This is a genomic window from Pseudomonas sp. LBUM1660 (assembly GCF_059695935.1).
In genome coordinates this window covers 5,949,453-5,973,636 of the sequence record NZ_CP166795.1, presented here as the reverse complement: position 1 = coordinate 5,973,636, position 24,184 = coordinate 5,949,453, and the positions used below count along the sequence as shown (strand labels likewise).

General features: G+C 59.7%; 23 protein-coding genes. 8 read left to right on the top strand and 15 right to left on the bottom strand.

The features are described 5' to 3' along the window. Positions 1–49: 49 nt before the first annotated feature. The 4 genes from ACA068_RS27795 to ACA068_RS27780 form a co-directional block, all read right to left on the bottom strand. Complete coding sequence (locus tag ACA068_RS27795; protein WP_497310676.1) at positions 50–1,255, bottom strand: MFS transporter; 1,206 nt, start codon at positions 1,253–1,255, stop codon at positions 50–52. Further along, positions 1,248–2,225, bottom strand: coding sequence for a diiron oxygenase (locus ACA068_RS27790; protein ID WP_497306168.1), 978 nt, complete (start codon positions 2,223–2,225; stop codon positions 1,248–1,250). Before ACA068_RS27790 ends, ACA068_RS27795 begins: the two co-directional genes overlap by 8 nt. Then, positions 2,222–3,301 (bottom strand): SagB family peptide dehydrogenase, encoded by a 1,080-nt coding sequence (locus ACA068_RS27785; protein WP_497306167.1) that lies wholly within the window; start codon positions 3,299–3,301, stop codon positions 2,222–2,224. Before ACA068_RS27785 ends, ACA068_RS27790 begins: the two co-directional genes overlap by 4 nt. A gap of 426 nt (positions 3,302–3,727) precedes the next feature. After that, positions 3,728–4,924 (bottom strand): class I SAM-dependent rRNA methyltransferase, encoded by a 1,197-nt coding sequence (locus tag ACA068_RS27780; protein WP_003195152.1) that lies wholly within the window; start codon positions 4,922–4,924, stop codon positions 3,728–3,730. A 310-nt stretch (positions 4,925–5,234) separates the two neighbouring features. On the opposite strand from ACA068_RS27780, the gene ACA068_RS27775 reads away from it, so the two are divergent. From ACA068_RS27775 to ACA068_RS27765, 3 genes are read left to right on the top strand one after another with little or no spacing between them, the layout of a single operon-like run. Continuing rightward, complete coding sequence (locus tag ACA068_RS27775) at positions 5,235–6,050, top strand: HDOD domain-containing protein (RefSeq protein ID WP_497310675.1); 816 nt, start codon at positions 5,235–5,237, stop codon at positions 6,048–6,050. A 45-nt stretch (positions 6,051–6,095) separates the two neighbouring features. Then, on the top strand, positions 6,096–6,908 hold the full coding sequence (gene mutM, locus ACA068_RS27770; protein WP_010466788.1) for a bifunctional DNA-formamidopyrimidine glycosylase/DNA-(apurinic or apyrimidinic site) lyase: 813 nt from the start codon (positions 6,096–6,098) through the stop codon (positions 6,906–6,908). Positions 6,909–6,962: 54 nt separating this feature from the next. Further along, a complete protein-coding gene (locus tag ACA068_RS27765; RefSeq protein WP_131061097.1) occupies positions 6,963–7,286 on the top strand; it encodes a multidrug transporter in 324 nt (107 codons plus the stop codon). A 96-nt stretch (positions 7,287–7,382) separates the two neighbouring features. On the opposite strand, the gene ACA068_RS27760 is transcribed toward ACA068_RS27765, so the two are convergent. The 6 genes from ACA068_RS27760 to ACA068_RS27735 form a co-directional block, all read right to left on the bottom strand. Then, the gene (locus ACA068_RS27760) at positions 7,383–8,378 is read right to left on the bottom strand and encodes an IS110 family RNA-guided transposase (RefSeq protein ID WP_497303007.1); all 996 of its coding nucleotides are present in this window, start codon (positions 8,376–8,378) and stop codon (positions 7,383–7,385) included. Positions 8,379–8,691: 313 nt separating this feature from the next. Next, entirely contained in the window at positions 8,692–8,943 is a 252-nt protein-coding gene (locus ACA068_RS27755) for a YfhL family 4Fe-4S dicluster ferredoxin (protein ID WP_048722619.1), read from the bottom strand. A 102-nt stretch (positions 8,944–9,045) separates the two neighbouring features. Then, entirely contained in the window at positions 9,046–9,525 is a 480-nt protein-coding gene (gene coaD / locus ACA068_RS27750) for a pantetheine-phosphate adenylyltransferase (protein ID WP_109635631.1), read from the bottom strand. 115 nt (positions 9,526–9,640) lie between these two features. Then, positions 9,641–11,236, bottom strand: coding sequence for a GMC family oxidoreductase (locus ACA068_RS27745; protein ID WP_497306164.1), 1,596 nt, complete (start codon positions 11,234–11,236; stop codon positions 9,641–9,643). Positions 11,237–11,358: 122 nt separating this feature from the next. Then, positions 11,359–11,904, bottom strand: a complete 546-nt coding sequence (locus ACA068_RS27740) for a twin-arginine translocation pathway signal protein (protein WP_497306162.1) — start codon at positions 11,902–11,904, stop codon at positions 11,359–11,361. Between the two features lie 27 nt (positions 11,905–11,931). Further along, a complete protein-coding gene (locus tag ACA068_RS27735) occupies positions 11,932–13,362 on the bottom strand; it encodes a coniferyl aldehyde dehydrogenase (RefSeq protein ID WP_497306160.1) in 1,431 nt (476 codons plus the stop codon). 147 nt (positions 13,363–13,509) lie between these two features. Between ACA068_RS27735 and ACA068_RS27730 the strand changes: the two genes are divergently transcribed. Together ACA068_RS27730 and ACA068_RS27725 are read left to right on the top strand one after the other, a co-directional pair. Beyond that, positions 13,510–14,181 carry a TetR/AcrR family transcriptional regulator gene (locus ACA068_RS27730; protein ID WP_010466800.1) on the top strand — a complete coding sequence of 224 codons (672 nt, stop codon included), beginning with the start codon at positions 13,510–13,512 and terminating at the stop codon, positions 14,179–14,181. 33 nt (positions 14,182–14,214) lie between these two features. Further along, a complete protein-coding gene (locus tag ACA068_RS27725; RefSeq protein WP_497306158.1) occupies positions 14,215–15,069 on the top strand; it encodes a sulfurtransferase in 855 nt (284 codons plus the stop codon). A gap of 186 nt (positions 15,070–15,255) precedes the next feature. On the opposite strand, the gene ACA068_RS27720 is transcribed toward ACA068_RS27725, so the two are convergent. Genes ACA068_RS27720 through ACA068_RS27700 form a run of 5 tightly spaced genes read right to left on the bottom strand, consistent with a single transcriptional unit; the run spans position 15,256 to position 20,603 of the window. Continuing rightward, positions 15,256–16,095, bottom strand: coding sequence for an AraC family transcriptional regulator (locus ACA068_RS27720; RefSeq protein WP_497306156.1), 840 nt, complete (start codon positions 16,093–16,095; stop codon positions 15,256–15,258). A 3-nt stretch (positions 16,096–16,098) separates the two neighbouring features. Then, complete coding sequence (locus tag ACA068_RS27715) at positions 16,099–17,097, bottom strand: hydrolase (protein WP_497306154.1); 999 nt, start codon at positions 17,095–17,097, stop codon at positions 16,099–16,101. 56 nt (positions 17,098–17,153) lie between these two features. Further along, positions 17,154–17,765, bottom strand: coding sequence for a 16S rRNA (guanine(966)-N(2))-methyltransferase RsmD (gene rsmD, locus ACA068_RS27710; RefSeq protein WP_109635619.1), 612 nt, complete (start codon positions 17,763–17,765; stop codon positions 17,154–17,156). Then, positions 17,765–19,255, bottom strand: coding sequence for a M16 family metallopeptidase (locus tag ACA068_RS27705; RefSeq protein WP_497306152.1), 1,491 nt, complete (start codon positions 19,253–19,255; stop codon positions 17,765–17,767). The genes rsmD and ACA068_RS27705 overlap by 1 nt, the downstream gene beginning before the upstream one ends. Then, positions 19,248–20,603 carry a M16 family metallopeptidase gene (locus ACA068_RS27700; protein WP_403102288.1) on the bottom strand — a complete coding sequence of 452 codons (1,356 nt, stop codon included), beginning with the start codon at positions 20,601–20,603 and terminating at the stop codon, positions 19,248–19,250. Before ACA068_RS27700 ends, ACA068_RS27705 begins: the two co-directional genes overlap by 8 nt. A 344-nt stretch (positions 20,604–20,947) precedes the next feature. On the opposite strand from ACA068_RS27700, the gene ftsY reads away from it, so the two are divergent. From ftsY to ftsX, 3 genes are read left to right on the top strand one after another with little or no spacing between them, the layout of a single operon-like run. Continuing rightward, the gene (gene ftsY, locus ACA068_RS27695) at positions 20,948–22,438 is read left to right on the top strand and encodes a signal recognition particle-docking protein FtsY (protein ID WP_497306149.1); all 1,491 of its coding nucleotides are present in this window, start codon (positions 20,948–20,950) and stop codon (positions 22,436–22,438) included. Then, positions 22,435–23,106: a cell division ATP-binding protein FtsE gene (ftsE, locus tag ACA068_RS27690; RefSeq protein ID WP_123434743.1), complete on the top strand. Its 672-nt coding sequence runs from the start codon at positions 22,435–22,437 to the stop codon at positions 23,104–23,106. Before ftsY ends, ftsE begins: the two co-directional genes overlap by 4 nt. Further along, the gene (gene ftsX / locus ACA068_RS27685; RefSeq protein ID WP_497306147.1) at positions 23,103–24,125 is read left to right on the top strand and encodes a permease-like cell division protein FtsX; all 1,023 of its coding nucleotides are present in this window, start codon (positions 23,103–23,105) and stop codon (positions 24,123–24,125) included. The genes ftsE and ftsX overlap by 4 nt, the downstream gene beginning before the upstream one ends. Positions 24,126–24,184: the final 59 nt, after the last annotated feature.

Below are 24,184 nucleotides of genomic sequence, written 5' to 3'. Positions count from 1 at the left end.
AGCGTTGATCCGGCGCTGGCGCAACGTGAGGGATGACGACTGGCAGGTTTCAGCCCGCCTTCAGCGCAAGATGCCGTCGTGTAATCAAGACATTCAGGCCAAGACCCGTGGCACTCAAGCTCAGGAAGCACACGGCGAGTGCCGTGGTCAGGTCTTCGGAAGCGAGATTGATCACCACACTGATCACGCCGCCGCACATGAAAATCAGCACGCCGCCGACCGAGGTAGAGGTCCCGGCATTCTGTGGGTAGAGACTCATGGCTTTGGAGTTGGCGATGGGCCTGGCAATGGTGGTGCCTGCCGTACAAATCAGCATGGGTATCAGCACCGCTGCCGCAGAGAGCCCGAACTGATCCGCCAACCACAACATGACCAGCCCTGACAAAGCGATCAGGCCCAGACCAATGACTATTTGCGTGTTGGCCTGCAGATGCCGATGCAGAGCGCTGGCGACAATTCCGCCAAACACATAGGCCACGCCATACAGCAACAACGCCCAGGCAAATGCGTAAGGCGACAACGCCAGCCGCTCCATGAAAATGATCGGTGAAATGACGATGAACGAGAAATGGCAGGCAAAAGCCAAGGCTGAAATCAACCAATACCCCATGAAACGTATATCTGAACACAGCCGCCAATAGGCGCTGAAAAAACGTTCATGTGCCGTGGTATGAAGGTGAGGGTTTTCCCTGAGCAGAAAAAGGGCTTTAAACCAGACAATGACGGCCAGGCTGATAAACACAAAAAAGCTGCCCTGCCAGCCTAGCTGCAATTGCAACCACGTCCCCAGCAGCGGCGAAATCGAAATGAACACCCCGCCGCCGGTCACCATCCAGATTCTGATTCGCTCCTGTTCCTTGCCGACGAACAGATCCTGAACCAGTGCCTGTGACAGGACGAAGGATCCGCAACCAACGGCCTGGATCACCCGGAAGAACAAAAACCAGCTGTATTCGCTGGACACCAAACATCCCGTGGCTCCAACCACCGCAATCGCGATACCGGCCAGCAGTAGTTTCTTGCGCCCCCACAAATCTGACAAAGGGCCGACCAGCACCACGGACAACGCCAGACCAATGGCGAAAACGCTGACGGACAGGGCGATGTCGGACGGTGAGGTCCGAAAGTAGTCAGAAAGATCGGGAAAGGAGGGGAGCACCACATCCAGGGGAAAGACGCCGAGCAGCGTCATGGTCATCAACAGAATGACCATGTCACGTTGTTCGCCCCGGGCTACCTGTTTTCCGTCATTCATCAAGTAGCCCTGCCTTGGAGAAGAGTTGCCGATTGGCAGGCAGATCGAAGAACCCCGCTTTTTTCATTGCGTTGAGCGTGGCACCAGCACCCGACTGTGCGCGCAGGCGCTGTGCTTGCGGGCCGGTCAAATCACCAAGGATCTGCGCGACTGACGTTTCACTCAGGCTGGCGCTGCGCAGGCTTTCCCCGAGCCAGCGTTCATCGACTTCAAAGAAAATCAGCAGGATTTCCAGGAGCGACCTGGCGGTGAACGTGCGTTGGCCGCAACTCAATTGCAGCCACAGATAATGGAACACTTCGCAAAAGTAGCGACTGTGCCTTGCCTCATCGGCAAGGTGGTCCCTGAGCATTTCCTGAACGCTGCTCACCAGCGTGTCACGGCAAACGTCGAGTAGTTCCTTGGCGATGATCGTCTCCGAAACGAAGCCGACGAGAAACCACGCCAGTGCTTTGTGCTTGTCCGGCGTGCGGTCGAGCAGGGCCTTCAGCCGGGCGATCCGTTGGGGCAGGACCGGGCGTTCAGTCATGCCGTAAATATCGGCAATCTGCTCGGCGAGGCTGTTGGAGAACAGCGCGTGGTAAGCCTCATCGGTGTAGAGCTGCAGCGCGGCCGTTTTCATCCGTGGGGGGATGGAAACCCCCAGTTCGTTGTGGATGATGGTTTCCACGGATCGGTTGACGATGCGGTGTTCGAGCAGTGTGGTGTAGTCGAGGAAATACACCAAATGATTGGCGGACAGGCGATGAGCGATCGCTCTGCCGGCTGCTTCGACCGCCGGGTGCTTCAGGTAAGGCAGAAAAGCCGGGGGGAACCAGTGGCGGGTTTCCAGTTGCCGTTCCAGGTCCGAGGGCAATTGGTAGGTGTGTTCGCAGATGCGCACCGACGCTCGGGTATTCCAGTCTCCAAGGGTGAAACGATGGGCCCATGAGGCGGGGGCGGATGCGATGTCGACGAGGGGCTCGGTCATTGTTCCGGTCCCCGATTGCTCAGCAGCGCTTTCAACTCCTTGCACATCACTTGCCCGTCGCTCTGGCCGCAGCCGACAAAGAACAGCGGTTGCTCTGCGCTGTTCTCAAGTCCCAGCAGCGCTTCGACCTGGTCATCTGTCAATGCGCCGGTCAGCCAGGTGTTCAATCCCAGCGAGGTGGCCGCCAGTTGAAAGGTCTGGGAAATATGACCGGCCTCGACGTACGCCATTCGGTACGCCCGCGAGTGTTCATATTTCCACCACAGCTTGTCGAATCGACTGGTGATGAACAGGCCTGCGGGCAGGTTATTGATGAAGTGTTGCCCACACATCAGTTGCCCCAAAGGCTGGGGAGGCAGCGGATTAACGAAACTCAGCGCGTGCCCGGTGGGGTGATAGGCGTAGACGCCGGGTTGCAAGCCGCTGACGTTTTGCACCAGCAAAAAGCCTTCGCAGGCATTAAGTCCGCCACCGGACGGGCTGCTGCGCCGGGCGCCGAGACTTTCGGCGATGCTTTCGTCAACGTCGTTTTCGCGCTCATGCAGATAACCGAGGGACAGGTACAGCAATGTACTCACCGCTTCGAGGGAAACCGCTTCCCCCGTGAAGGTGCGGCAGGTTTTGCGATTGACCAGGGCGTTTGCCAGGGAGCCTTCCGGCAGGCAGGAAGGTTTTGGCAGGGTAATCAGCTCGCATGCCAGGCGTTCCGAGCGCCTGGCTTTCGGCGAGGGCGTGCTCAGTACGTCGGTGCAATGATCAAGGTATTGCTTTGACCATTCATTAATATTTTGCGGAATGTGTTCGCAAGGAATGTTCTTGGTGCCGATATGGAATATCTTCGACAGTTCGTCCCAGCCCCACTCAGTAATATCTGCTGTTGCCGTTGTCAGTATTCCAGCGCCAAGTAGCTGGGTGTCAATTGTATTGCGTTCATTGAACTTCTCGGGATTGTCGATAAGTTCCGCCAGTCGAGTGGAGTACTTGAGGTTCAGTTCAAACTGTTTGTGATTCTTGTAATCCCAGACTATTTGACCGGGCGTGCGAGGAAGTATGAATAAATGAGGGCTGATCTGCATGATGGGCGGTTCGCTCTGGGTAATGCCATAGAAAACGCTGGGTAGCTGGCACTCCCCAGCGCCTCATTCACTTAGCGGGCTTTAGGGGCAACCAGAAAAGCCAGGTTGGCGATGCTGTTAGCTTCCAGAGTAATTGCTTTCATTTGGAACTCCTTGTAATTGAAAGTAAGTGTCACTTCGTGGTGACACGCTCAATCATAGAGTGTAATGAGCGCTTATCAAGGCGATATTGGGTAGGAATCTTCCAGCAATTTTGTCAGATCGATCTTGGGTATGAACAAGTTTTGTCAGTCGAATGCTTAATAGTGAAAGGCGCAGGGAAACGTCCTGCTAGTTTGTAGGATTGTAAGTGTAGGAAGTTAGAGCGAAATTCAATATCGGATAATAAAACGGGGAGCCGTCTGGCTCCCCGTCGAACCGGCGTTATCAGCTGTTTGGCAGCAACCGGCAGGTGATGCTCTTGATGTAGCGGGTTTCGGCGATGGCCGGGTGCACCGGGTGATCCGGGCCCTGACCGCCACGCTCGAGCATCTGGATATTGCGGTCCAGGTGGCGGGCGCTGGTCAGCAGGATGTTCTGCAGGTCGTCTTCCGGCAGGTGCATCGAGCACGACGCGCTGACCAGGATGCCGTCCTTGCTGAGCAGGCGCATGGCTTGCTCGTTCAGGCGACGGTAGGCGCCTTCACCGTTCTTCATGTCTTTCTTGCGTTTAATGAAGGCGGGTGGGTCGGCAACGATCACGTCGAAGCGTTCTTCGCTGGCTTTCAGCTCTTTCAGGGCTTCAAACACGTCGCCTTCGATGCAGGTCATTTTTTCGGCGAAACCGTTCAACGCGGCGTTGCGCTCGACGCCGTCGAGGGCGAATGCCGACGCGTCGACGCAGAACACTTCACTGGCACCGAACGCGGCTGCTTGCACACCCCAGCCGCCGATGTAGCTGTACAGGTCCAGTACGCGTTTGCCTTTGGCATAAGGAGCCAGGCGCGCGCGGTTCATGCGGTGGTCGTAGAACCAGCCGGTTTTCTGACCCTGGATGACCGGGGCTTCGAATTTCACGCCGTTCTCTTCCAGCGCGACCCATTCCGGCACCAGGCCGAACACGGTTTCGACATAACGGTTGAGGCCTTCGGCGTCACGGGCAGCGGAGTCATTCTTGAACAGAATGCCGCTTGGCTTGAGCACTTGGGTCAACGCGGCGATCACGTCTTCTTTATGGGCTTCCATAGTTGCCGACGCGATCTGCACCACGAGGATGTCGCCGAAGCGGTCGACCACCAGACCTGGCAGCAGGTCGGAGTCGCCGTAGACCAGGCGATAGAATGGCTTGTCGAACAGGCGATCGCGCAGGGACAGCGCAACGTTCAGGCGATGGACCAGCAGCGACTTGTCCAGCGGCAACTTGATGTCGCGCGACAGCAGACGGGCGCAGATCAGGTTGTTCGGGCTCATGGCCACGATGCCCAGCGTCTTGCCGCCGGCGGCTTCGAGGATCGCCTGGTCGCCAGCTTGAAAACCGTGCAAAGGGGTCGCCGCTACATCGATTTCGTTGCTATAGACCCACAAGTGGCCGTTTCGCAGGCGACGGTCGGCGTTGGCTTTGAGGCGCAGGCTAGGCAGGGACATGACGTCGCTCCGGAAAAAAGAGCGGGAGTATAGCGTGTTGCGGCTTGCGGCGGGCCGGGCGGGCGATGAAACGCTGATGGCCCCTTCGCGGGCAAGCCTCGCTCCTACTGGATCGTGTAAACCTGTGGAGCGAGGCTTCCCCGCGAAAGCGATTTCGATTGCTATGCAGAAATGAAACTTTCGCCAATGTGTCGGCCGGTGTGTCGGATCCAACTTTTAGAAGCTAGAATCTGCGCCTGGCCCAGAGTGTGTACTTATGTCCCAAGAGCTGACTTCCGAACAGATTCAACAGTCCCTGCAAGGCATCAGCGTGCCTGCCCAGCCGCAAATCATGGTGGATTTGCAGATGGAGCAGTACATGCCCGACCCGGATCTGGAAGTGATCGCAAAGCTGATCTCCCAGGATCCCGGACTCTCTGGCGCCTTGCTGAAGATCGTCAACTCGCCGTATTACGGCTTGAGCAACAAGATCGCCTCGATCCAGCGTGCGGTGAACCTGCTGGGCAGCCGCTCGATCATCAACCTGATCAACGCGCAGTCGATCAAGGGCGAGATGAACGACGACACCATCGTCACCCTGAACCGGTTCTGGGATACGGCTCAGGACGTGGCGATGACCTGCCTGACGCTGGCCAAGCGCATCGGCGCCCAGGCCGGCGACGAAGCGTATGCTCTGGGGCTGTTCCACGACTGCGGCGTGCCGCTGATGCTGCAGCGTTTCCCCAACTACATGACCGTTCTGGAAGAGGCCTACGCCAACGCCGGTGCCGAATGCCGGGTGGTCGACACCGAGAACCGGGTGTTCAACACCAACCACGCGGTGGTCGGTTACTACACGGCCAAGTCCTGGCGGCTGCCGGAGCATGTGACCGCCGCGATCGCCAATCACCACAACGCCCTGGCGATCTTCAGCGATGAATCTTCGCGCAACGCTCAGCTCAAGAACCTGCTGGCGATCCTGAAAATGGCCGAGCACATTTGTGCGTCTTACCGGGTGTTGGGTAATCAGGCCGAAGACCATGAGTGGAACAGCATCGGGCATCTGGTGCTCGATTATGTCGGCCTCTCGGACTACGACTTCGAGACCCTCAAGCAAACGATTCGTGACCTCAGGACTCACCACTGAGCATCAGCGGCTTCATTTATTCGAGAACCCTGATTCGAGAACTCCATGCCTGAACTGCCGGAAGTCGAAACCACTCGCCGCGGGATTGCGCCGCACCTGGAAGGCCAGCGCGTCAGCCGAGTGATCGTGCGTGACCGTCGCTTGCGCTGGCCAATTCCTGAAGACCTCGATGTGCGCCTGTCCGGCCAGCGCATCGTGCTGGTGGAACGCCGCGCCAAGTACCTGCTGATCAATGCCGAAGTGGGCACGCTGATCAGTCATTTGGGCATGTCGGGCAATCTGCGGCTGGTGGAAGTCGGTATGCCGGCGGCCAAGCACGAGCATGTGGACATCGAACTCGAATCCGGCCTGGCCCTGCGCTATACCGACCCGCGCCGTTTTGGCGCGATGCTCTGGAGCCTCGACCCGCTCAACCACGAACTGCTGATCCGTCTGGGGCCGGAGCCGTTGACCGACCTGTTTGATGGCGATCGCTTGTTCCAGCAGTCTCGGGGGAGATCCATGGCGGTCAAGCCGTTCATCATGGATAACGCGGTGGTGGTAGGCGTCGGCAATATCTACGCGACCGAAGCGCTGTTCGCCGCCGGCATCGACCCGCGTCGCGAGGCCAAGAGCATTTCCCGGGCGCGCTATTTGAAGCTGGCGATCGAGATCAAACGCATTCTGGCTGCCGCTATCGAGCGTGGCGGTACGACGTTGCGGGACTTTATCGGCGGCGACGGTCAGCCGGGGTATTTCCAGCAGGAATTGTTCGTCTACGGCCGGGGCAGTGAGCCCTGCAAAGTCTGTGGCACTGAACTGCGCGAAGTGAAACTGGGGCAGCGCGCCAGCGTCTTTTGCCCACGCTGCCAGAGCTGATACGTCCGACGGTCTATAGTCAGTGTTCTCACTGCCTAGCCGAAGGACCGTGCCATGAATTCGTTTCGAACCCTTGTCGTTGCGCTGCTGCTGAGCGTCGGTGCACCCGCGCTGGCGGCCAACAGCGGCAGCGGTGATCCGCGTTACACCATCCAGAATCCCCCGGCCTACGCCATGCTCGGCGACTTGCTGATCGCCCGACCCTTGCTGGTCGTGGCGACGGTGATCGGTGCCGGGGCGTTTGTGGTGTCGTTGCCGTTCACTGCCTTGGGCGGCGGCATTGGCGATGCAGGACAGGCGCTGGTGGTTGATCCGGCGAAAGCGGCGTTTGTGCGGTGCCTGGGGTGTATCGGGGAGGGGTTTGAGCAGCGGGAGTGACGCTGAAAAGCTTCGCGGGCAAGTCGGATCGCTCGCTCCTACAGGATTTGCGAAAAATTCGAGACTACGCCCTACCTGTAGATACTCTGTTCACGGTCAAGCTTTCGCGAGATGTTTTTCGCTAAAAAGCTTGGCCGTATTAAATTCTTCTCCGGAACGCATGCATGCCCATAACCCGGTTAGGTATTTGCGCATGACCGCACCGATGGCCTGCATTTTCTTCTTGCCGCGCGCTACCAGAGCCTCGTAGAAGGCCTTCACATTCTCATCACAACGGATTGCCGTCATCGCCGGCATGAACATCGCTGCGCGCAAGTAAGCATTACCGCATTTGGACATTCGCCCTGGCCGGTTCACGCTGGTGCCTGACTGGGTCAACCTGACATCCAGGCCTGCATAGCGGCTTACCTGCGCCGATTTAAGCGTTACCGGAAGGGTCGTCAGCTCAGCCAGTGCGGCGATGGCTGAGGCCTCTCCAACGCCGGGGGCCGCCAGCATGCAGCGAAACTGCAAACTCAGATCCGGGCATTTGGCGATGGCATCACGTGCGGCTTTCTTCAAGCGATCAATCCGTGTGTCCAGCCCTGCAATCGCCTCTTTCTCATCCTCGATCAGCAGCTCCACACTCGTTTCTGTCGCTTGTAGCGCGTGTAATTCGTTTTTGGCTCGTGTTCGATGACCAATCAGCCGATTGATATGGCGGCCAATCGCACGCAACGTCATTTGATCGGTAGTAGGCGGAACCCAAAGCCTGGGAGTCATGCGCTCGCCATATTCAGCCAGCAATTGAGCGTCTATCTGGTCAGTTTTGCTGTTTTGCAGCATCACTTTTGCAAAATTGTGGAAGCTTTTGGGGTTGATCACCGAGACCGGCAGGCCGGCAGCGTGCAACTCCAATGCAAGATCCAGGTAGTAAATGCCAGTGGCCTCCATGACCACGCTCAGCGGTTTGAGACCTAACATCTTTGTCACGGCAGCCTTACGTCCTTTGGGCGTGTGCTGAATGTCCCACTGGCCTGATGTTTTACCGCTCTGCCGCCATCCCATGACAGACGTGCGCGCACCAATGTCTATGCCGATATGAATATTCATGCTTTTCACTTCCCTGACTTTCGGTAAGATTGCCCCTGGTTCCCCCGACCTCGAACTTCATGCCACTGCAACCTTGTAATGCGAAGTCCGACTTGTCGGCTTCTCGATACTCTTCGTGGTGGGCAATGAGGCGGGGGGGCCTCTCTACAGACAAGGTCAGGAGCAAATCCTGCCTTCAGGAGCGATCGGCCTCCCCCAGAAACGCACTTGCTTTTGTATGAATCCTTGAGCGTAACCTCTTTCGTTGGAATCAAGGTCAACATACAAGGAGCGAGGCTTGCCCGCGAAGGCGTCCTCACAGACGCCCAATGACTCAAGCCTTGCCGGTAATAACCCGATACTTCGCCATCAACTGCTCTTCAGTCTCCGGATGCGCTTCATCCAGCGGAATGCAATCCACCGGGCACACTTGCTGGCACTGAGGTTCGTCGTAGTGGCCGACACACTGTGTGCACAGGTTAGGGTCGATCACGTAGATCTCTTCGCCTTGGGAAATAGCGGCGTTCGGGCACTCGGGTTCGCAGACGTCGCAGTTGATGCAATCGTCGGTGATGATCAGGGACATGCTAACTCCAGCCAGGGCGGACGGCCCGGGCGCAATAAACCAATGCGCGCAATTGTGCCGCATTGGCGCCCGCAGTGCACGCGGGCGCCGCTTGAGCGGTCGTTACTTCTTGAAGCGTTCGGTGAGGGCATCCGCCACCGCAGGGTGGACGAACTTGGTGATATCGCCGCCCAACGCTGCGATTTCACGGACCAAAGTCGAGGAAATGAACGAATAACGCTCGGACGGTGTAAGAAACAGACTTTCCACATCCGGCGCCAGTTGGCGGTTCATGTTGGCCAGCTGGAATTCGTATTCGAAGTCCGACACCGCGCGCAAACCACGCAGGAACACGTTGGCGTTCTTCTCTTTGGCGAAGTGCGCCAGCAGCGTCGAGAAGCCGACGACTTCAACGTTCGGCAGATGTTTAGTAACCTCGCGGGCCAGCGCCACACGTTGTTCCAGGGGAAACAACGGGTTTTTCTTCGGGCTGGCAGCGACGGCGATGATCACATGATCGAACAGGCGCGCGGCGCGTTCGACCAAGTCGCCATGGCCCTTGGTAATAGGGTCGAAGGTACCTGGGTACAACACTCGGTTCATCGCGTCGTCCTGGCGGGAGTCCGTTGGGGAGTCGGATGGTATCGCAGCCTTCCCGGTCGGCCAAGTCGCCTGTTGGGTAAGAAAGCACTATAGACGATACGAATATTCTCCGTTTTCATGGGTTTTTCAAACGTTCGGCCAGCGAAGTCGCCAGTTGCGCGGTCAACCCGTAGACCGACAATTGTGGGTTTGCGCCAATGCTGGTGGGGAACAGCGAGCCATCGTGGATGGAGAGATTGCTGATCTGGTGATGCCGGCCAAGGCTGTCGGTCACGGCGTTTTTCGGGTCTTCACCCATGGCACAACCGCCCATCACATGAGCACTGCCCAGGCGGGTGCGATACAACTCAAGGCTCAAACCGTCGATCAACGTGCGCGCTTCGGCCAGGTTTTTCACGTAGCGCGCGTCGGCGTGCATCGGCATGACCGCATTGGCGCCGCCGGCGAACTGGATCTCGGCCATGCTGTGAAAGGCCCGGCGCAAGCCATCCCAGGCATAGGGTGAAACCTGATAGTCGAGCACCGGCGTGTTGTCACCGCGCAATTCGACACTGCCGCCGGGGCTGTCCGGGTGGAAACCGTCGCGCAACAACGCCAGCATCGCGTGGGTGTGGGGCAGATTTTCCATGTGCCCGGCGTTTTCCTTGCCAAAACCACCGAGCAGGGTGGAAGCCAGCGCCGGGTGCAGTGGCGGCACCTCCAGTTTGTAGGACATCTTGCCGGTGGTGCCGTCCTGCCATTGGAAATGGTCGGAATAGATCGACTGCGGTGCACCGTAGAACGGGTTGATCACCTCGTCGAACAGCCCGGCGGACATGTTTACCAGGTGCAGGAACGTGCGTTTGCCCAGCCGCTGGTGTGGATCGGGTGCCTCGGAGCGCAGGAGCAGCGCCGGGCTGTTGATCCCGCCGCCGGCCAGCACGTAATGCCGCGCCTTGACTGTGATCGTGCGTCCGGTGGGCGCAACGCAACGGTCGTCCATCGCCACACATTGCAGGCCCGTGACTTTGCCGTCCTTGATCGAGAGCTTTTCGGCGCGGGCCAGATACAGCAGCTCGCCACCTTTTTCCAGGGTCGCGGGAATGGTCGTGACCATCATCGATTGCTTGGCGTTGGTCGGGCAGCCCATGCCGCAATAGCCAAGGTTCCAGCAGCCGCGCACGTTGCGCGGGATGACGTGCCAGGAGTATCCGAGTTTTTCGCAGCCTTTACGGATCACATCGTTGTTGGCGTTGGGGGGCACCATCCAGGGCGCAACGCCCAGGCGCTGTTCCATTTTCTCGAACCACGGCGCCATCTCGGCCGGGCTGTGGCCTTTGACGTTGTGTTCCCTGGCCCAGTGCTCAAGCGTCGGGTCGGGGGTGCGAAAGCTCGACGTCCAGTTGATCAGCGTGGTGCCGCCCACCGCGCGGCCCTGGAGGATGGTGATCGCGCCGTCCTTGCTCATGCGGCCGATGCCTTCCTGATAGAGGCTGGTGTAAGCCTGGTCTTCGAGCATCTTGAAGTCGCTGCTGGTCTTGAGCGGACCTTCTTCGATCAGCAGCACCTTGTAGCCGGCGGCGCTGAGGATTTCTGCGGTGGTCCCACCGCCCGCGCCGCTGCCGATGATCGCTACGTCCGCGTCCAGGGTCAGGTCCTGGGTCAGTTGCGAGCCGTTGTAGGTTTTCCAGCCACGGGCCATGCCTTCGCGGAACGGGTCGGGTACGGGCATCTTCGGGTTCTCTAGTTGTTATGTTTTTGGATGCAGTGGTGTTCATGAGGATGCCTTCGCGGGCAAGCCTCGCTCCTACGGGTGTAGGAGCGAGGCTTGCCCGCGAAGGGGTCGACTCGGTCTCAAACCGTAGGCGGCCCGGGATACCCGCAATGCACCCACGATTCCGCGCGGCTGTACCAAGCCATCATCACCAGTTGCAGCAACGAGCTGTGCCCCATGCGCAACAGGCTCAAAGAGCTGTTTTCCCAACGATCGAGAAAGTGCCGGATCTCATCGGAGCTGGCGTTTTCCCAGCTGCCCCAGATCCCGGTCAGCGGCCCGCGGGTCACCGCCATCCCCAGCACGTCGAACAATTGCTGAGTAAGCTTGAGCATTTCCGGGGACAGGTGATTCAGGTCGTTATCCAGGGTTTTCAGGGTGCCCTCGACGGCCGTCGGCATCTTCTCGACGGCCACGGCGCCCTCGAGCATCACCGGGACCAATGCCCGCAGAAACAGCAGATCGCCGCTGCGCAGGATCGCGAAACCACTGGCCGGGATGCTCGATGAGCAGCCGCTAAGGCTCGCGCCCAATCCGGCCGTGGCCAGAAACGCACTCGCGCCGAGGCTGAATTTAAGCAGGCTGCGCCGTGACAGCGCGGGTGTATCAGACAGGCATGGGCTCATTATTGTTATTACCCGACGGTGTGATCGTTAGCGGATAAACAGCTTCTGGATCAGTTTCTGAATGGATTTTCCGTACGGCGGGTAAATCAGTTTCGCCGCGTTGAAACGTTGCTTGATCAGCACCCCTTTGGCCTTGCTGAAGGTCAGGAAGCCTTCGTGGCCGTGGTAATGGCCCATGCCCGAGGCACCGATGCCACCGAACGGCATATCGTCCTGGGCAACGTGTAGCAGCGTGTCGTTGAGGCACACGCCACCGGAGTGGGTTTCGTGGAGTACACGATTTTGTTCGTGCTTGTCGTAGCCGAAGTAATACAGCGCCAGCGGACGAGGTCGTTGATTGATGTAGGCAAACGCCTGATCGAGATCCTTGTACGGAACGATCGGCAGCAGCGGACCAAAGATTTCGTCCTGCATCACGGTCATGTCGTCGCTGACGTTGAGCAGCAGGCTATGACTCATACGCCGGCCCTGGCCCTGATCGAACAACGGAATCAGCAGCGCGCCCTTGCTGGTGGCGTCGCTGATGTAGTCGTTGAGCCGTGCCAGTTGTCGGTCATTGATGATCGCGGTGTAGTCCGGGTTGTCGGCCAGTGTCGGATAAAATCCGCGAACCGCCTGGCGATAGGCTTCGACGAAAGCACCGACGCGATCTTCCGGCACCAGCACGTAGTCCGGAGCCACGCAGGTTTGCCCGGCATTGAGCGTCTTGCCGAACGCGATGCGCTCTGCGGCGTCCTTGAGCGGCACGTCGAGGGACACGATGGCCGGGGACTTGCCACCCAGCTCAAGGGTCACCGGCGTCAGGTTCTCGGCTGCCGCGCGCATCACGTGCTTGCCGATGCTGGTGGCGCCGGTGAACAACAGGTGATCGAAGCGCAGTCTGGAGAACGCGACACCGATATCGGCTTCGCCCAGCACCACGCAGACGAGGTCTTGCGGGAAGATCCGGCCCAGCAACTCCTTGAGCAGCAAACCGGTGGCAGGGGTCGACTCACTGAGTTTGAGCATCACCCGATTGCCCGCCGACAACGCACCCACCAGCGGCCCGATGGCCAGATACAGCGGGTAGTTCCACGGCACGATCACGCCGACCAAGCCCAGCGGTTGGTAAACCACTTTCGCCGAAGCCGGCTGAAACGCGATACCGACCTTGCGCCGCGAGGCTTTCATCCAGCCTTTGAGGTGCTGACTGGCGTAATGAATACCGTGCAGGCTGGGCATCAGTTCTGCGAGCAGGGTTTCATCGGCGCTGCGGTGGCTGAAATCCTGGCTGATCGCATCGATCAAGGCCTGGCGCTCATTGCTCAGCAGATCGCGCAGGGCTTTGAGCCATTGCTGACGCTGGGCAGCCGGTGGCATCGGGTTGGCTGCATAGGCCGCACGCTGCGCTTCGAACAGGGCCTGGAGTTCGTCCAGAGGCTGTTGCAGGTTCTGCAGATAAGCGATGTCGGCGGTCATGATCGGCTCCGGTTTTTGTTGTAATGAGGCACCTTTTAGAGTCTATGCTCTAGAAAGTCAAATGACATCCTGGCGCAGCATTGTTTTATCCGCTCGCCGATAGGTCGTAAGATGCCCGTCAACGCACTCTGAATTAAAGCTCAAGCCATGGCCCCTCGGATCAAAACCAGCGAGCGCATCGTGCAGAACAGCCTGGAGCTGTTTAATCAACAGGGCGAGCGCAGCATCAGCACCAACCACATTGCTGCCCACATGGAGATTTCTCCGGGCAACCTGTACTACCACTTCCCCAACAAGCAGGCGATCATCGCCGTGCTGTTCAGTGAGTACGAAAGCCTCGTGGATAGCTTCCTGCGCCCGCCTCAGGGCCGAGCGTCCACGGTGGAAGACAAGCGCTTCTACCTTCAGGAACTGCTGGCGGCGATGTGGCGCTACCGCTTTTTACATCGTGATCTTGAGCATTTGCTCGACAGCGATCCCGAACTGGCCGCCCGTTATCGGCGTTTCTCCCAGCGCTGCCTGATCCATGGCACCCACATCTACGCCGCCTTCGTCGATGCCGGCATCTTGAAAATGGACAAGGTCCAGATCGAATCCCTGACGCTCAATGCCTGGATTATCCTGACGTCCTGGGTGCGTTTCCTGTGCACCACGCGGGAAAATTCCAATCACCTGAGTGAGCAAGCCATCAAGCGTGGGGTGTATCAGGTGCTGGTGCTTGAGGCCGGTTTCGTCACGGAACAGTCTCGCGACGCGGTCAACGCGCTGTACGAAGAGTTTTACGTGCCACTGGCCCAGGCGCTGGAAGAAGTGCAGTAGGATTCAAGACCGACTTAATCACAGGAGCCCGTTATGCCCATTGCGCAACTGATCAGCCCGCAAGCGTTGGACCTGAAAAAGGAGCAGCCCGGGCTGGTGATTCTGGATTGTCGTTTTGCCCTCGAAGACCCGGACTACGGCCAGCGCAGCTATGCCGAAGGGCATATCGCCGGGTCGAGCTTTGCCGATCTTGAGCGTGATTTGAGCGGGACAGTGGTCAAGGGCGTGACCGGGCGCCATCCGCTGCCTGAACCTGAAGACTTGATCGAGCGCCTCCAAGCCTGGGGCATCAATGCCGACAGCGAAGTGGTTTTGTACGACGACGGCCCCGGTGCCTACGCGGCGCGGGCCTGGTGGTTGCTGGCCTGGCTGGGCAAGCGTGACGGCGTGTTTATTCTGGATGGCGGGCTCAAGGCCTGGCATGCGGCCGGGTTGCCGCTGAGTCTGGATGCGTGCGACATCGAGCGTGGCACCTTCAGCGGGACGCCGGACGACGCGCTGATCTTGAGCGCCGAACAGCTCCAGCAGCGTCTCGGCCAACCCGCGCTGACCTTGCTCGATGCCCGCGCCTTGCCGCGTTTCAAGGGCGAAGTCGAGCCGATCGACCCGATTGCCGGGCACATCCCCGGTGCGCAATGTGCGGCGTTCACCGAGAACCTGGGCAGTGACGGGCGTTTTCTGCCGGAGGATCAGCTCAAACAGCGCTTTGCTGCGAAGCTCGGTGATCGTTCGCCGAGAGATCTGGTGGCGTATTGCGGTTCTGGTGTGACGGCCTGTCACAACTTGTTCGCGCTGTGCCTGGCGGGTTATCCATTGGGCTCGTTGTACGCCGGGTCGTGGAGCGAGTGGATCAACGATCCTGCGCACGGCATCGCAACTGGCGAATAAACGCTGTCCCCTGTAGGAGCGAGCTGTGGCGAGGGGATTTATCCCCGTTGGGTCGCAAAGCGGCCCCGAATCGAAAACTGCGATGCATCAGATACACCGCAAACAATGGTTTACGGCTGCTTCGCAGCCGAACGGGGATAAATCTCCTCGCCACAGTCCGCTCCTACATGTGGATCTGTGTCGAGCTCAACATCCGGGTAATTGCCGGGCACTTCGATACGCCCCCGGCCCAACCCCGTAAACCTGCTTGAACTGCCGACTCAGATGACTCTGGTCGGCAAACCCCAATTGCATCGCGACTTCCAGCGGCAAACAACCGTTCTGTAGCAGCACCCTTGCCTGCGCGATGCGTTGCTGCATCAGCCAGGTATGCGGCGGCATTCCCGTGGCGCGACGAAATACCCGGGCGAAGTGGAATGGGGAAAGATTGACCGCTGCCGCCAGTTCTTCCAGCGAGGGCGCCGCCGCCAGTTGTGCTTGTAGCAAGTCCTTGGCCAGCGTCACCGCCCGGTGCTCCTTGCCGGGTTTGCCGGCGATCGGCACGGCGGCGTGACGTTGCAGCAGCAACAGCATCATCTCGCGCCAGACGGTTTGCTGTTGCAGCGCCGTGGACGGACTTTCCAACAAACGATGGAGTTGGCAGAAACCCTTCACCAGATCAGGGTCGCGATACAGCGTCGCGCCAAACCCCGGCAAGTGGGTGGTCGGCAACTCCAGCTCGTTCAGCAGCGAGAGAATCTGCCCGCTGTCCGGATAAAACGCCCGGTACAACCAGCCATCCTCCGTGCCTTTATGGCCGGTGTGCAGTTCATAAGGGTTGATCAACACCAGCGTGCCGCTGCCGGCCAGGTGTTCGGCGCCGCGATAGCGATAGCGCTGGGCGCCGGCCATGATCATGCCGATCACATAACCGTCATGCACGTGGGGCGCGAAGCGATGTTCGATGTAGCGCGCGGACAATAATTCGACGCCGGCCAACGGCGCCGTTTGCCAGAAGCGGATCGACTCGCCCTGATCGGCGGCCATGGCTTAGCCGCGACCCACGGCGCTCAGCCACTGAGGAATGCGCCGCTCCAGGTAATAACCCGGCTGGCGGAACGAACCATCGACGAAACCGACATGCCCGCCCTTGGCTTGCAACTCGAACTGGGTGGAGGCGGACAATTCCGATGCGTGCGGCAGGCTATGCGGGAACACGAAGGGATCATCGGCCGCCTGGATGATCAGGGTCGGCGTGCGAATCTCTCCAAGAAAATACCGGCTCGAAGCGCGGCGATAATAATCCTCGGCATCGACGAAACCATTGAGCGGCGCCGTGACCCGGCCATCGAAATCCCAGAAGGTGCGCATGTTCTCCAGCGAGCCCAGCGCCGCCAACGCCGCCAGTCCATCTTCGCGCCCGTCATGCTGGAACTGGCGCTGTTTGTTCTTGATGTAAGCCACCATCTCGCGCATGAAATGCGCCTGATAGACCTTCGAGAAACCCTGGCCGATGCGATCGGCGCAATGATCGAGGCGAAACGGCACCGACACCGCGACTGCGCCTGACACGCCACTGTCACTGCCAGTCTCGCCCAAATGCTTGAGCAAGACATTGCCGCCCAGGGAATAGCCGACCGCATACAGCGGTGCGAGAGGGCGCTTGGCCCGCAGGTGCTTGATGGCTTCGGCCACGTCTTCACTGGCACCGGAATGGTAGCTGCGCGCCAACAGATTCGGCTCGCCCGAACAGCCACGCCAGTTCAACGCGACGCTGGCCCAACCCTGGGCAGCGAGCGCCTTCTGCACCCCTGCCACGTAGGGCGAATTCGAAGAGCCGGTCAGCCCGTGCAGCACCAGCACCAGCGGCGCATCGGCGGTGTGCGGGCCGTGCCAGTCCATATCGAGAAAGTCGCCATCCTCAAGCCACAAGCGTTCGCGCTCGCGTTCGATGTGCGTGGTTTTGCGCCAAAGCGGTCCCCACAAGGTTTGCAGGTGCGGGTTGCCGAGGCCGAAGGCGGGGGTGAAGCGTTCTGACAGAAAGGACACGATTGCTCTCGATGCAGCGGTGCGCAGCCGGTGCGCACCTTTTTCAGGCCGGTCGGTTAACCGGCGATCTCTGCCATACGTTGCCACAACGCGTAATACACCCGCCCGGATTTCTGCTCCCGGTGCAGGCGCCAGTTGCCTGGCAAGCCGAGGCTCGACGGCGCGTTTTCGCTTTCAGTGTAGATCCAGGCTTCATTGGCCAGCCACTGACGCTCTTCAAGCAGCGTGCAGACGGTCGGTAACAGGTCCTGGTTGAACGGCGGGTCGAGGAACACCAGGTCGTAGGCGGTCGCGGTCTGGGTTTCCAGGTAGCGCAAGGCATCGGCGGTCTGGATCTGGCCGGTGGTGCAGCGCAACGTGCCCAGATGCTCCTTGATGCTGGCAACCGCGATGTTGCTGGCGTCCAGCGCCTGCCCCATCGCCGCGCCACGGGACAAGGCCTCGAGGAACAACGCGCCGCTGCCGGCGAACGGATCAAACACTTTGGCCCCGGCAACGTAAGGCGCGAGCCAGTTGAACAGGGTTTCACGCACCCGGTCCGGGGTCGGGCGCAGGCCCGGGGCGTCGGGGAAGCTCAACTTCCGGCTGCCCCATTCGCCGCCGATGATGCGCAATTGGTTCACGCCGTTGTGTACGTTGTGAACGGGTTTCTTAGGACGAGTGGCCATCAATGCTCCGGAACCCCGAGCGGCTGCTCGGCAGGTTTATCAGTTGGGGCCGGTAACGGCTTTTGCGGCACGGTCGGGCCAGCGCTGACGATGACCATTTTGTCCGTGCTCAAGTGTTTGTTCAGTGCGGCTTTGACCTGTTCGACGGTCAGGCTCTGCGACTCACGCATGAAGTCGTTCAGATAACTCAGCGGCAAGTTGTAGAAACCCATCGCGCCGAGCTGGCCGACGATATCGGCGTTGCTGGCCGTGGACAGCGGGAAGCTGCCAGCCAGTTCGCGCTTGGCGTCGTCGAGTTCTTTCTGGGTCGGGCCGGTTTTAAGGTAGTCGGCGAGCACGTCCTGCACCAGTTTCAGCGTGCCTTCACTCATCTCGGCGCGGGTTTGCAGGTTGATCATGAACGGGCCGCGTGCCTGCATCGGGGTGAAACCCGAATAGACGCCGTAGGCCAGGCCACGCTTCTCGCGTACTTCGCTCATCAAACGGGTGCCGAAACCACCGCCGCCGAGGATCTGGTTGCCCAGGGACAGCGCTGCGTAGTCCGGATCGTCACGGTCGATGCCCAGTTGCGCGAGCATCAGGTTGGTCTGCTTGGACGGGAACTCGATGTGACCGATGCTGGCTTTTGGCTCTTCAGGTTGCGGGATTTTCGCCAGGGCCGGGCCTTTCGGTAGCGCGCTGGAGACCTGCGCGGCAATCGCCTCGGCTTCGGCGCGGGACAAATCACCTACCAGCGCAATCACCACGTTGCCTGCCGCGTAGGCTTTCTCGTGGAACGCCTTGAGTTGCGCCACGGTAATCGCCGGGACGGTTTTCGCCGTGCCGTCGCTGGAGTGCGCGTAGGGGTGATCGCCGTACAAGCGGTTCATCAGTTCGAGGCTCGCCAGTTTGCCCGGGTTCTGTTTCTGGTATTCGAAACCGGCAAGCATCTGGTTCTTGATGCGCGCAAAGGAGTCGGCCGGGAAGGTCGGTTTGCCGACGACATCAGAGAACAGCTTCAGCGCAGGCTCGCGCTTGTCTGCGGCGCTGAGGCTGCGCAAGGAAGCCAGCGCCATGTCTTTGAACGCGCCGTTGCCAAAGTCTGCGCCCAGGCCTTCGAAACCCTGAGCGATGGCGCCGACATCTTTACCGGCCACACCTTCGTTGAGCATCGCGTTGGTCAGCAGTGCGAGGCCGGGCGCGTTGCCGTCCTGGCTGCTGCCGGCGGCGAAAATCAGGCGCAGGTCGAACATCGGCAGCTCGCGGGCTTCAACGAACATCACCTTGGCGCCTTCGGCGGTGTTCCAGGTCTGTACGTCGAGCGAACGGTGGCTCGGCGCCTTGCCGTCGAGTTCACTCAGCGATTGCAGCTTCTGGCTGGACTTGGCCTTGTCGAGGGCTTCGCTGGCCGTGGAGTCTTCGCTTTTCGACAAATAGAACGCAGCAGAGCCGATCAGGGCGACAGCGATCAGGCCGATCAGGGCCAGACGGGATTTTTTACGCTCACTCATGAGTCGTCTCCAGTGGCAGTACATGGGCGACGCTGAGACGTTCGCGGGTGAAATACAGCTTGGCGGCTTTCTGGATGTCTTCCGGTGTCACGCTTTCGAGGTCGGCGAGTTCGGTGTCCATGAGTTTCCAGGACAGGCCGACGGTTTCCAGTTGGCCGATGGAGGTGGCCTGGCTGGTAATCGAATCACGCTCGTAGACCAGACCGGCGATGACCTGCGCGCGGACGCGTTCCAGTTCTTCGGCGGACGGCGCGGTAGTTTTCAGCTGTTCGAGCAGCTTCCACAGGCCAGCTTCAGTCTGGGCCATGGTTTTCTTTTTCTGGATGTTCGGCGTGGCCGACAAGGTGAACAGACTGTCGCCGCGAGTGTAAGCGTCGTAACTCGACGAACCACCGGACACCAGCTCTTCGCCGCGTTCCAGTTGCGTCGGGATGCGTCCGCTGTAGCCGCCGTCGAGCAGGGCGGAGATCAGGCGCAAGGCATTCACCGAGCGCTTGTCTTCGGCGGTGGCGATGCTCGGCACGTTGAAGCCCAGCATCAGGCTCGGCAATTGGGTTTGCACGTGCAGAGTGATCTGGCGTTCGCCAGGCTCGGCCAGTTCGAGCGGGATTTTCGCCGGCGGCACATCGCGTTTGGCGATTGGGCCGAAATACCGCTGGGCCAGGGTTTTGACCTCGTCCGGGGTCACGTCGCCGACCACCACCAGTGTGGCGTTGTTCGGCACGTACCAGGATTGGTACCAGTGGCGCAGCTCTTCGACTTTCATGCGGTCCAGGTCAGCCATCCAGCCGATGGTCGGCGTGTGGTAACCGCTGGCCGGGTAAGCCATGGCCTTGAAGCGTTCGTAGGCCTTGGACATCGGCTTGTCGTCGGTGCGCAGACGACGTTCTTCTTTAATGACTTCGATCTCGCGGGCGAACTCGTCGGCCGGCAGGCGCAGGCTGGCCATGCGGTCGGCTTCCAGCTCGAAGGCCACGCCCAGACGGTCACGGGCCAGCACCTGGTAATAAGCGGTGAAGTCATCGCTGGTGAACGCGTTCTCTTCGGCGCCGAGGTCGCGCAGGATCAGCGACGCTTCGCCGGGGCCGACTTTTTCGCTGCCCTTGAACATCATGTGTTCCAGGGCATGGGACAAACCGGTCTGGCCCGGCGTCTCGTAACTCGAGCCGACCTTGTACCAGACTTGGGAAACCACCACTGGCGCACGATGGTCTTCGCGCACAACGACCTTCAGGCCGTTATCCAGAGTGAATTCGTGGGTGGGTTGTGGATCGGCAGCCAGGGCCGAGAGGGGCAGACAAACTGTGCTGAGCAGCAGGCCTGCAGCGCGGCGGGCTAAAGCATTCATTCGTTTTTAAACCTGTTGAGCTGCCCGCTTGGTCTTAGCGTCGGCGGGCGAGAGGGTGCTAGGATACTGGTCCGTTTTACTGGCGGCCACGCCTATCAGGCCTTTGATCGGCCGGAAGGTTGCATGGGTTACCTGCGGAAGCTTTGAGTTTGTCAGCTAAACTCTGCGTTTTCGCCGACGATGCCGTTCCAGTCCTTCGTATTAGTCAACCTTTGAGGTGCTGTTTGCACCTCGACAAAATGTTGCGCGTGAACAAGCTGGGTCAATCGCAGTCTGTTCTGCATCGAATATTTATTTGCCGGGGCGCCCTTTGGCGCGTCGCTACCGTGAGATAGCCGTCCTCCATGTTTGGTTCCAACGACGACAAGAAGACCCCAGCTGCGGCTGGCGAGAAGAAAAGCCTGTTCGGATGGCTGCGCAAAAAGCCGCAGGAACCCGTCGTCGAACAGCCACAGCCACTTGCTGAGCCAACACCCGCGCCGGTAATAGAAGAAGAGCCGACGCCGGTTGTTCTGCCGATTTCCGAGCCGGTGCTGCAACCGATGGCTGAGGCTGAACCTGAAGTCATTGCCGAGCAGCCGCTGGCACCCGCTTTAGAGCCGTGGCTGACGTTGCCGGTGGCGGAAGAACCGGTGGCCTTGGTTGAAGACGAGTTGGCGCCGCACGTAGCGCCACCTATTCCTGCGCCCACTGCCTTTGCTCCCGAGCCTGTTCAAGTGCCGGTGGTTGAGCCCGTTGTCACGCCTGTGGTGGTCGCCGAGCCTGAGCCTGTGATTCCTGCGTTCGTCGCTCAACCTGCTCCTGTGGTTCAAGCCCCTGCACCCGTTGCTGCTGCTCCGGCAGTCGCCACGCCCGCAGTTCCCGCCGAAGTCCCGACCGAGCCGCCGCGCACCGAAGAATCCAAAGCCGGTTTCTTCGCCCGCCTCAAGCAAGGCCTGTCCAAGACCAGCGCCAGCATCGGCGAAGGCATGGCCAGCCTGTTCCTGGGCAAGAAAATCATCGATGACGAGTTGCTCGAAGACATCGAAACCCGTCTGCTGACCGCTGACGTTGGCGTCGAGGCGACCTCGGTGATCATCCAGCGCCTGACCCAAAAGGTCGCGCGCAAAGAGCTGGCCGATGCCGACGCGCTGTACAAATCCCTGCAGGCTGAACTCGCCGCGATGCTCAAGCCTGTCGAGCAGCCGCTGAAAATCACCTCGCAGAACAAGCCTTTCGTGATTTTGGTGGTCGGCGTCAACGGCGCTGGCAAAACCACCACCATCGGCAAATTGGCGAAGAAGCTGCAACTCGAGGGCAAGAAAGTCATGCTCGCGGCCGGTGATACCTTCCGCGCCGCCGCCGTCGAGCAATTGCAAGTCTGGGGCGAGCGCAACAAGATCCCGGTCATCGCCCAGCACACCGGCGCCGACTCGGCTTCGGTTATCTTCGATGCAGTGCAAGCCGCCAAGGCTCGTGGCATTGACGTGCTGATCGCCGACACCGCCGGTCGTCTGCACACCAAAGACAACTTGATGGAAGAGCTGAAGAAGGTTCGCCGGGTCATCAGCAAACTCGACGCCGACGCGCCGCACGAAGTGCTCTTGGTGCTCGACGCCGGTACTGGCCAGAACGCCATCAGTCAGGCCAAGCAATTCAACCAGACCGTCGAACTGACCGGCCTGGCGCTGACCAAGCTCGACGGCACCGCCAAGGGCGGGGTGATTTTCGCTCTGGCCAAGCAGTTTGGTTTGCCTATTCGCTACATCGGCGTCGGTGAAGGCATCGATGACTTGCGTACTTTTGAAGCAGAACCCTTTGTCCAGGCACTGTTTGCCGAGCGGGAGCGTTCATGATTCGTTTCGAACAGGTCGGTAAACGCTACCCGAACGGTCACGTCGGCTTGCATGAGCTGAGCTTTCGAGTCCGTCGGGGCGAATTCTTGTTTGTCACCGGCCATTCCGGTGCCGGTAAAAGCACCTTGTTGCGGCTGCTGCTGGCGATGGAACGTCCGACCACCGGCAAACTGTTGCTGGCCGGCCAGGACCTCGCCACCATCAGCAACGCGCAGATTCCTTACCTGCGCCGGCAGATCGGCGTGGTGTTCCAGAATCACCAGTTGCTGTTCGATCGCACGGTGTTCAACAACGTCGCTCTGCCGTTACAGATTCTTGGGCTGTCCAAGGCCGAGATCGTCAAGCGCGTGGATTCGGCACTTGAGCGCGTGGCGCTGTCGGATAAAACCGATCTGTATCCCGGCGACCTGTCCACCGGCCAGCAACAGCGCGTCGGCATCGCTCGCGCCATCGTCCATCGCCCGGCCTTGCTGCTGGCGGACGAACCGACCGGTAACCTCGACCCGCGTCTGGCGGCAGAGATCATGGGTGTGTTCGAAGACATCAACCGCCTGGGCACCAGCGTGCTGATCGCCAGTCACGACCTGGCGCTGATTGCCCGTATGCGTCATCGCATGTTGACCCTGCAACGCGGCCGATTGATTGGCGACGGGGAGGCAGCGGAATGAGTGCGACACGTAGCCCCAAGGTTTCCGAGCGCGTGGCGCCGAAAGCTGCCGATCCGCAACCGCAGAAGAAAAAGCGCGACGATGACGACGGCCCGGACTTCGCCACGCTGTTTCGTGCCTGGATCGAAAGCCATCGGGCCAGTTTGCTGGACAGCCTGCGTCGATTGGGCAAGCACCCGATCGGCAGCTTTTTCACCTGCATGGTGATGGCAGTTGCCCTGAGTTTGCCGATGGGCCTGTCACTTTTGCTAAGTAACGTCGAACGTCTGGGCGGTTCCTGGCAGCGTGCGGCGCAGATTTCCCTGTACCTGCAACTCGAGGCCAGCCCTGCTGAAGGCGAGTCGCTGCGCGAGCAGATCAAAGGCATGCCCGGCGTTGCGGAGGCGGAATATGTCGGTCGTGATCAGGCGCTGGAAGAGTTCCAGCAACAGTCCGGTCTGGGCGAAGCGCTCAAGGAATTGCCGGAAAACCCGCTGCCTGGCGTGGTGCTGGTGACCCCGAACGAGGTCGACAAGCCCGCCCTTGAAGCATTACGACAAAAACTTTCCGAGCTGCCGAAGGTACAACAGGCACAACTTGATCTAGTCTGGGTCGAGCGTCTGGCAGCGATCCTCAAGCTGGGTGACCGTTTTGTCTTCGGTCTGACCGTGCTTTTGGTTTCTGCATTACTTTTGGTGATAGGCAATACCATTCGTCTTCATATTGAAAACCGCCGCACAGAGATAGAAGTGATTAAACTCGTCGGCGGCACGGACAGCTATGTGCGCCGGCCCTTTCTGTATATGGGCGCGTTGTATGGCTTCGGTGCGGGGATTCTTTCCTGGGGTGTATTGGCGTTCGGCCTTAACTGGTTGAACGACGCGGTGGTGGGGCTGGCCGGTTTGTACGGCAGTGATTTCGCGCTGGCCGGAGTGCCAGTTGCCGACGGCCTGTCTCTCTTGCTTGGCGCGGTGCTGTTGGGGTATATCGGTGCATGGATTGCAGTCGCACGCCACCTGAGGGAGCTTGCGCCTAAGTAGTATCATTTTGCTCGTATTGACCTTTCAGCGTTTATGGGAACTTGTCTTTTGGTTTTCGG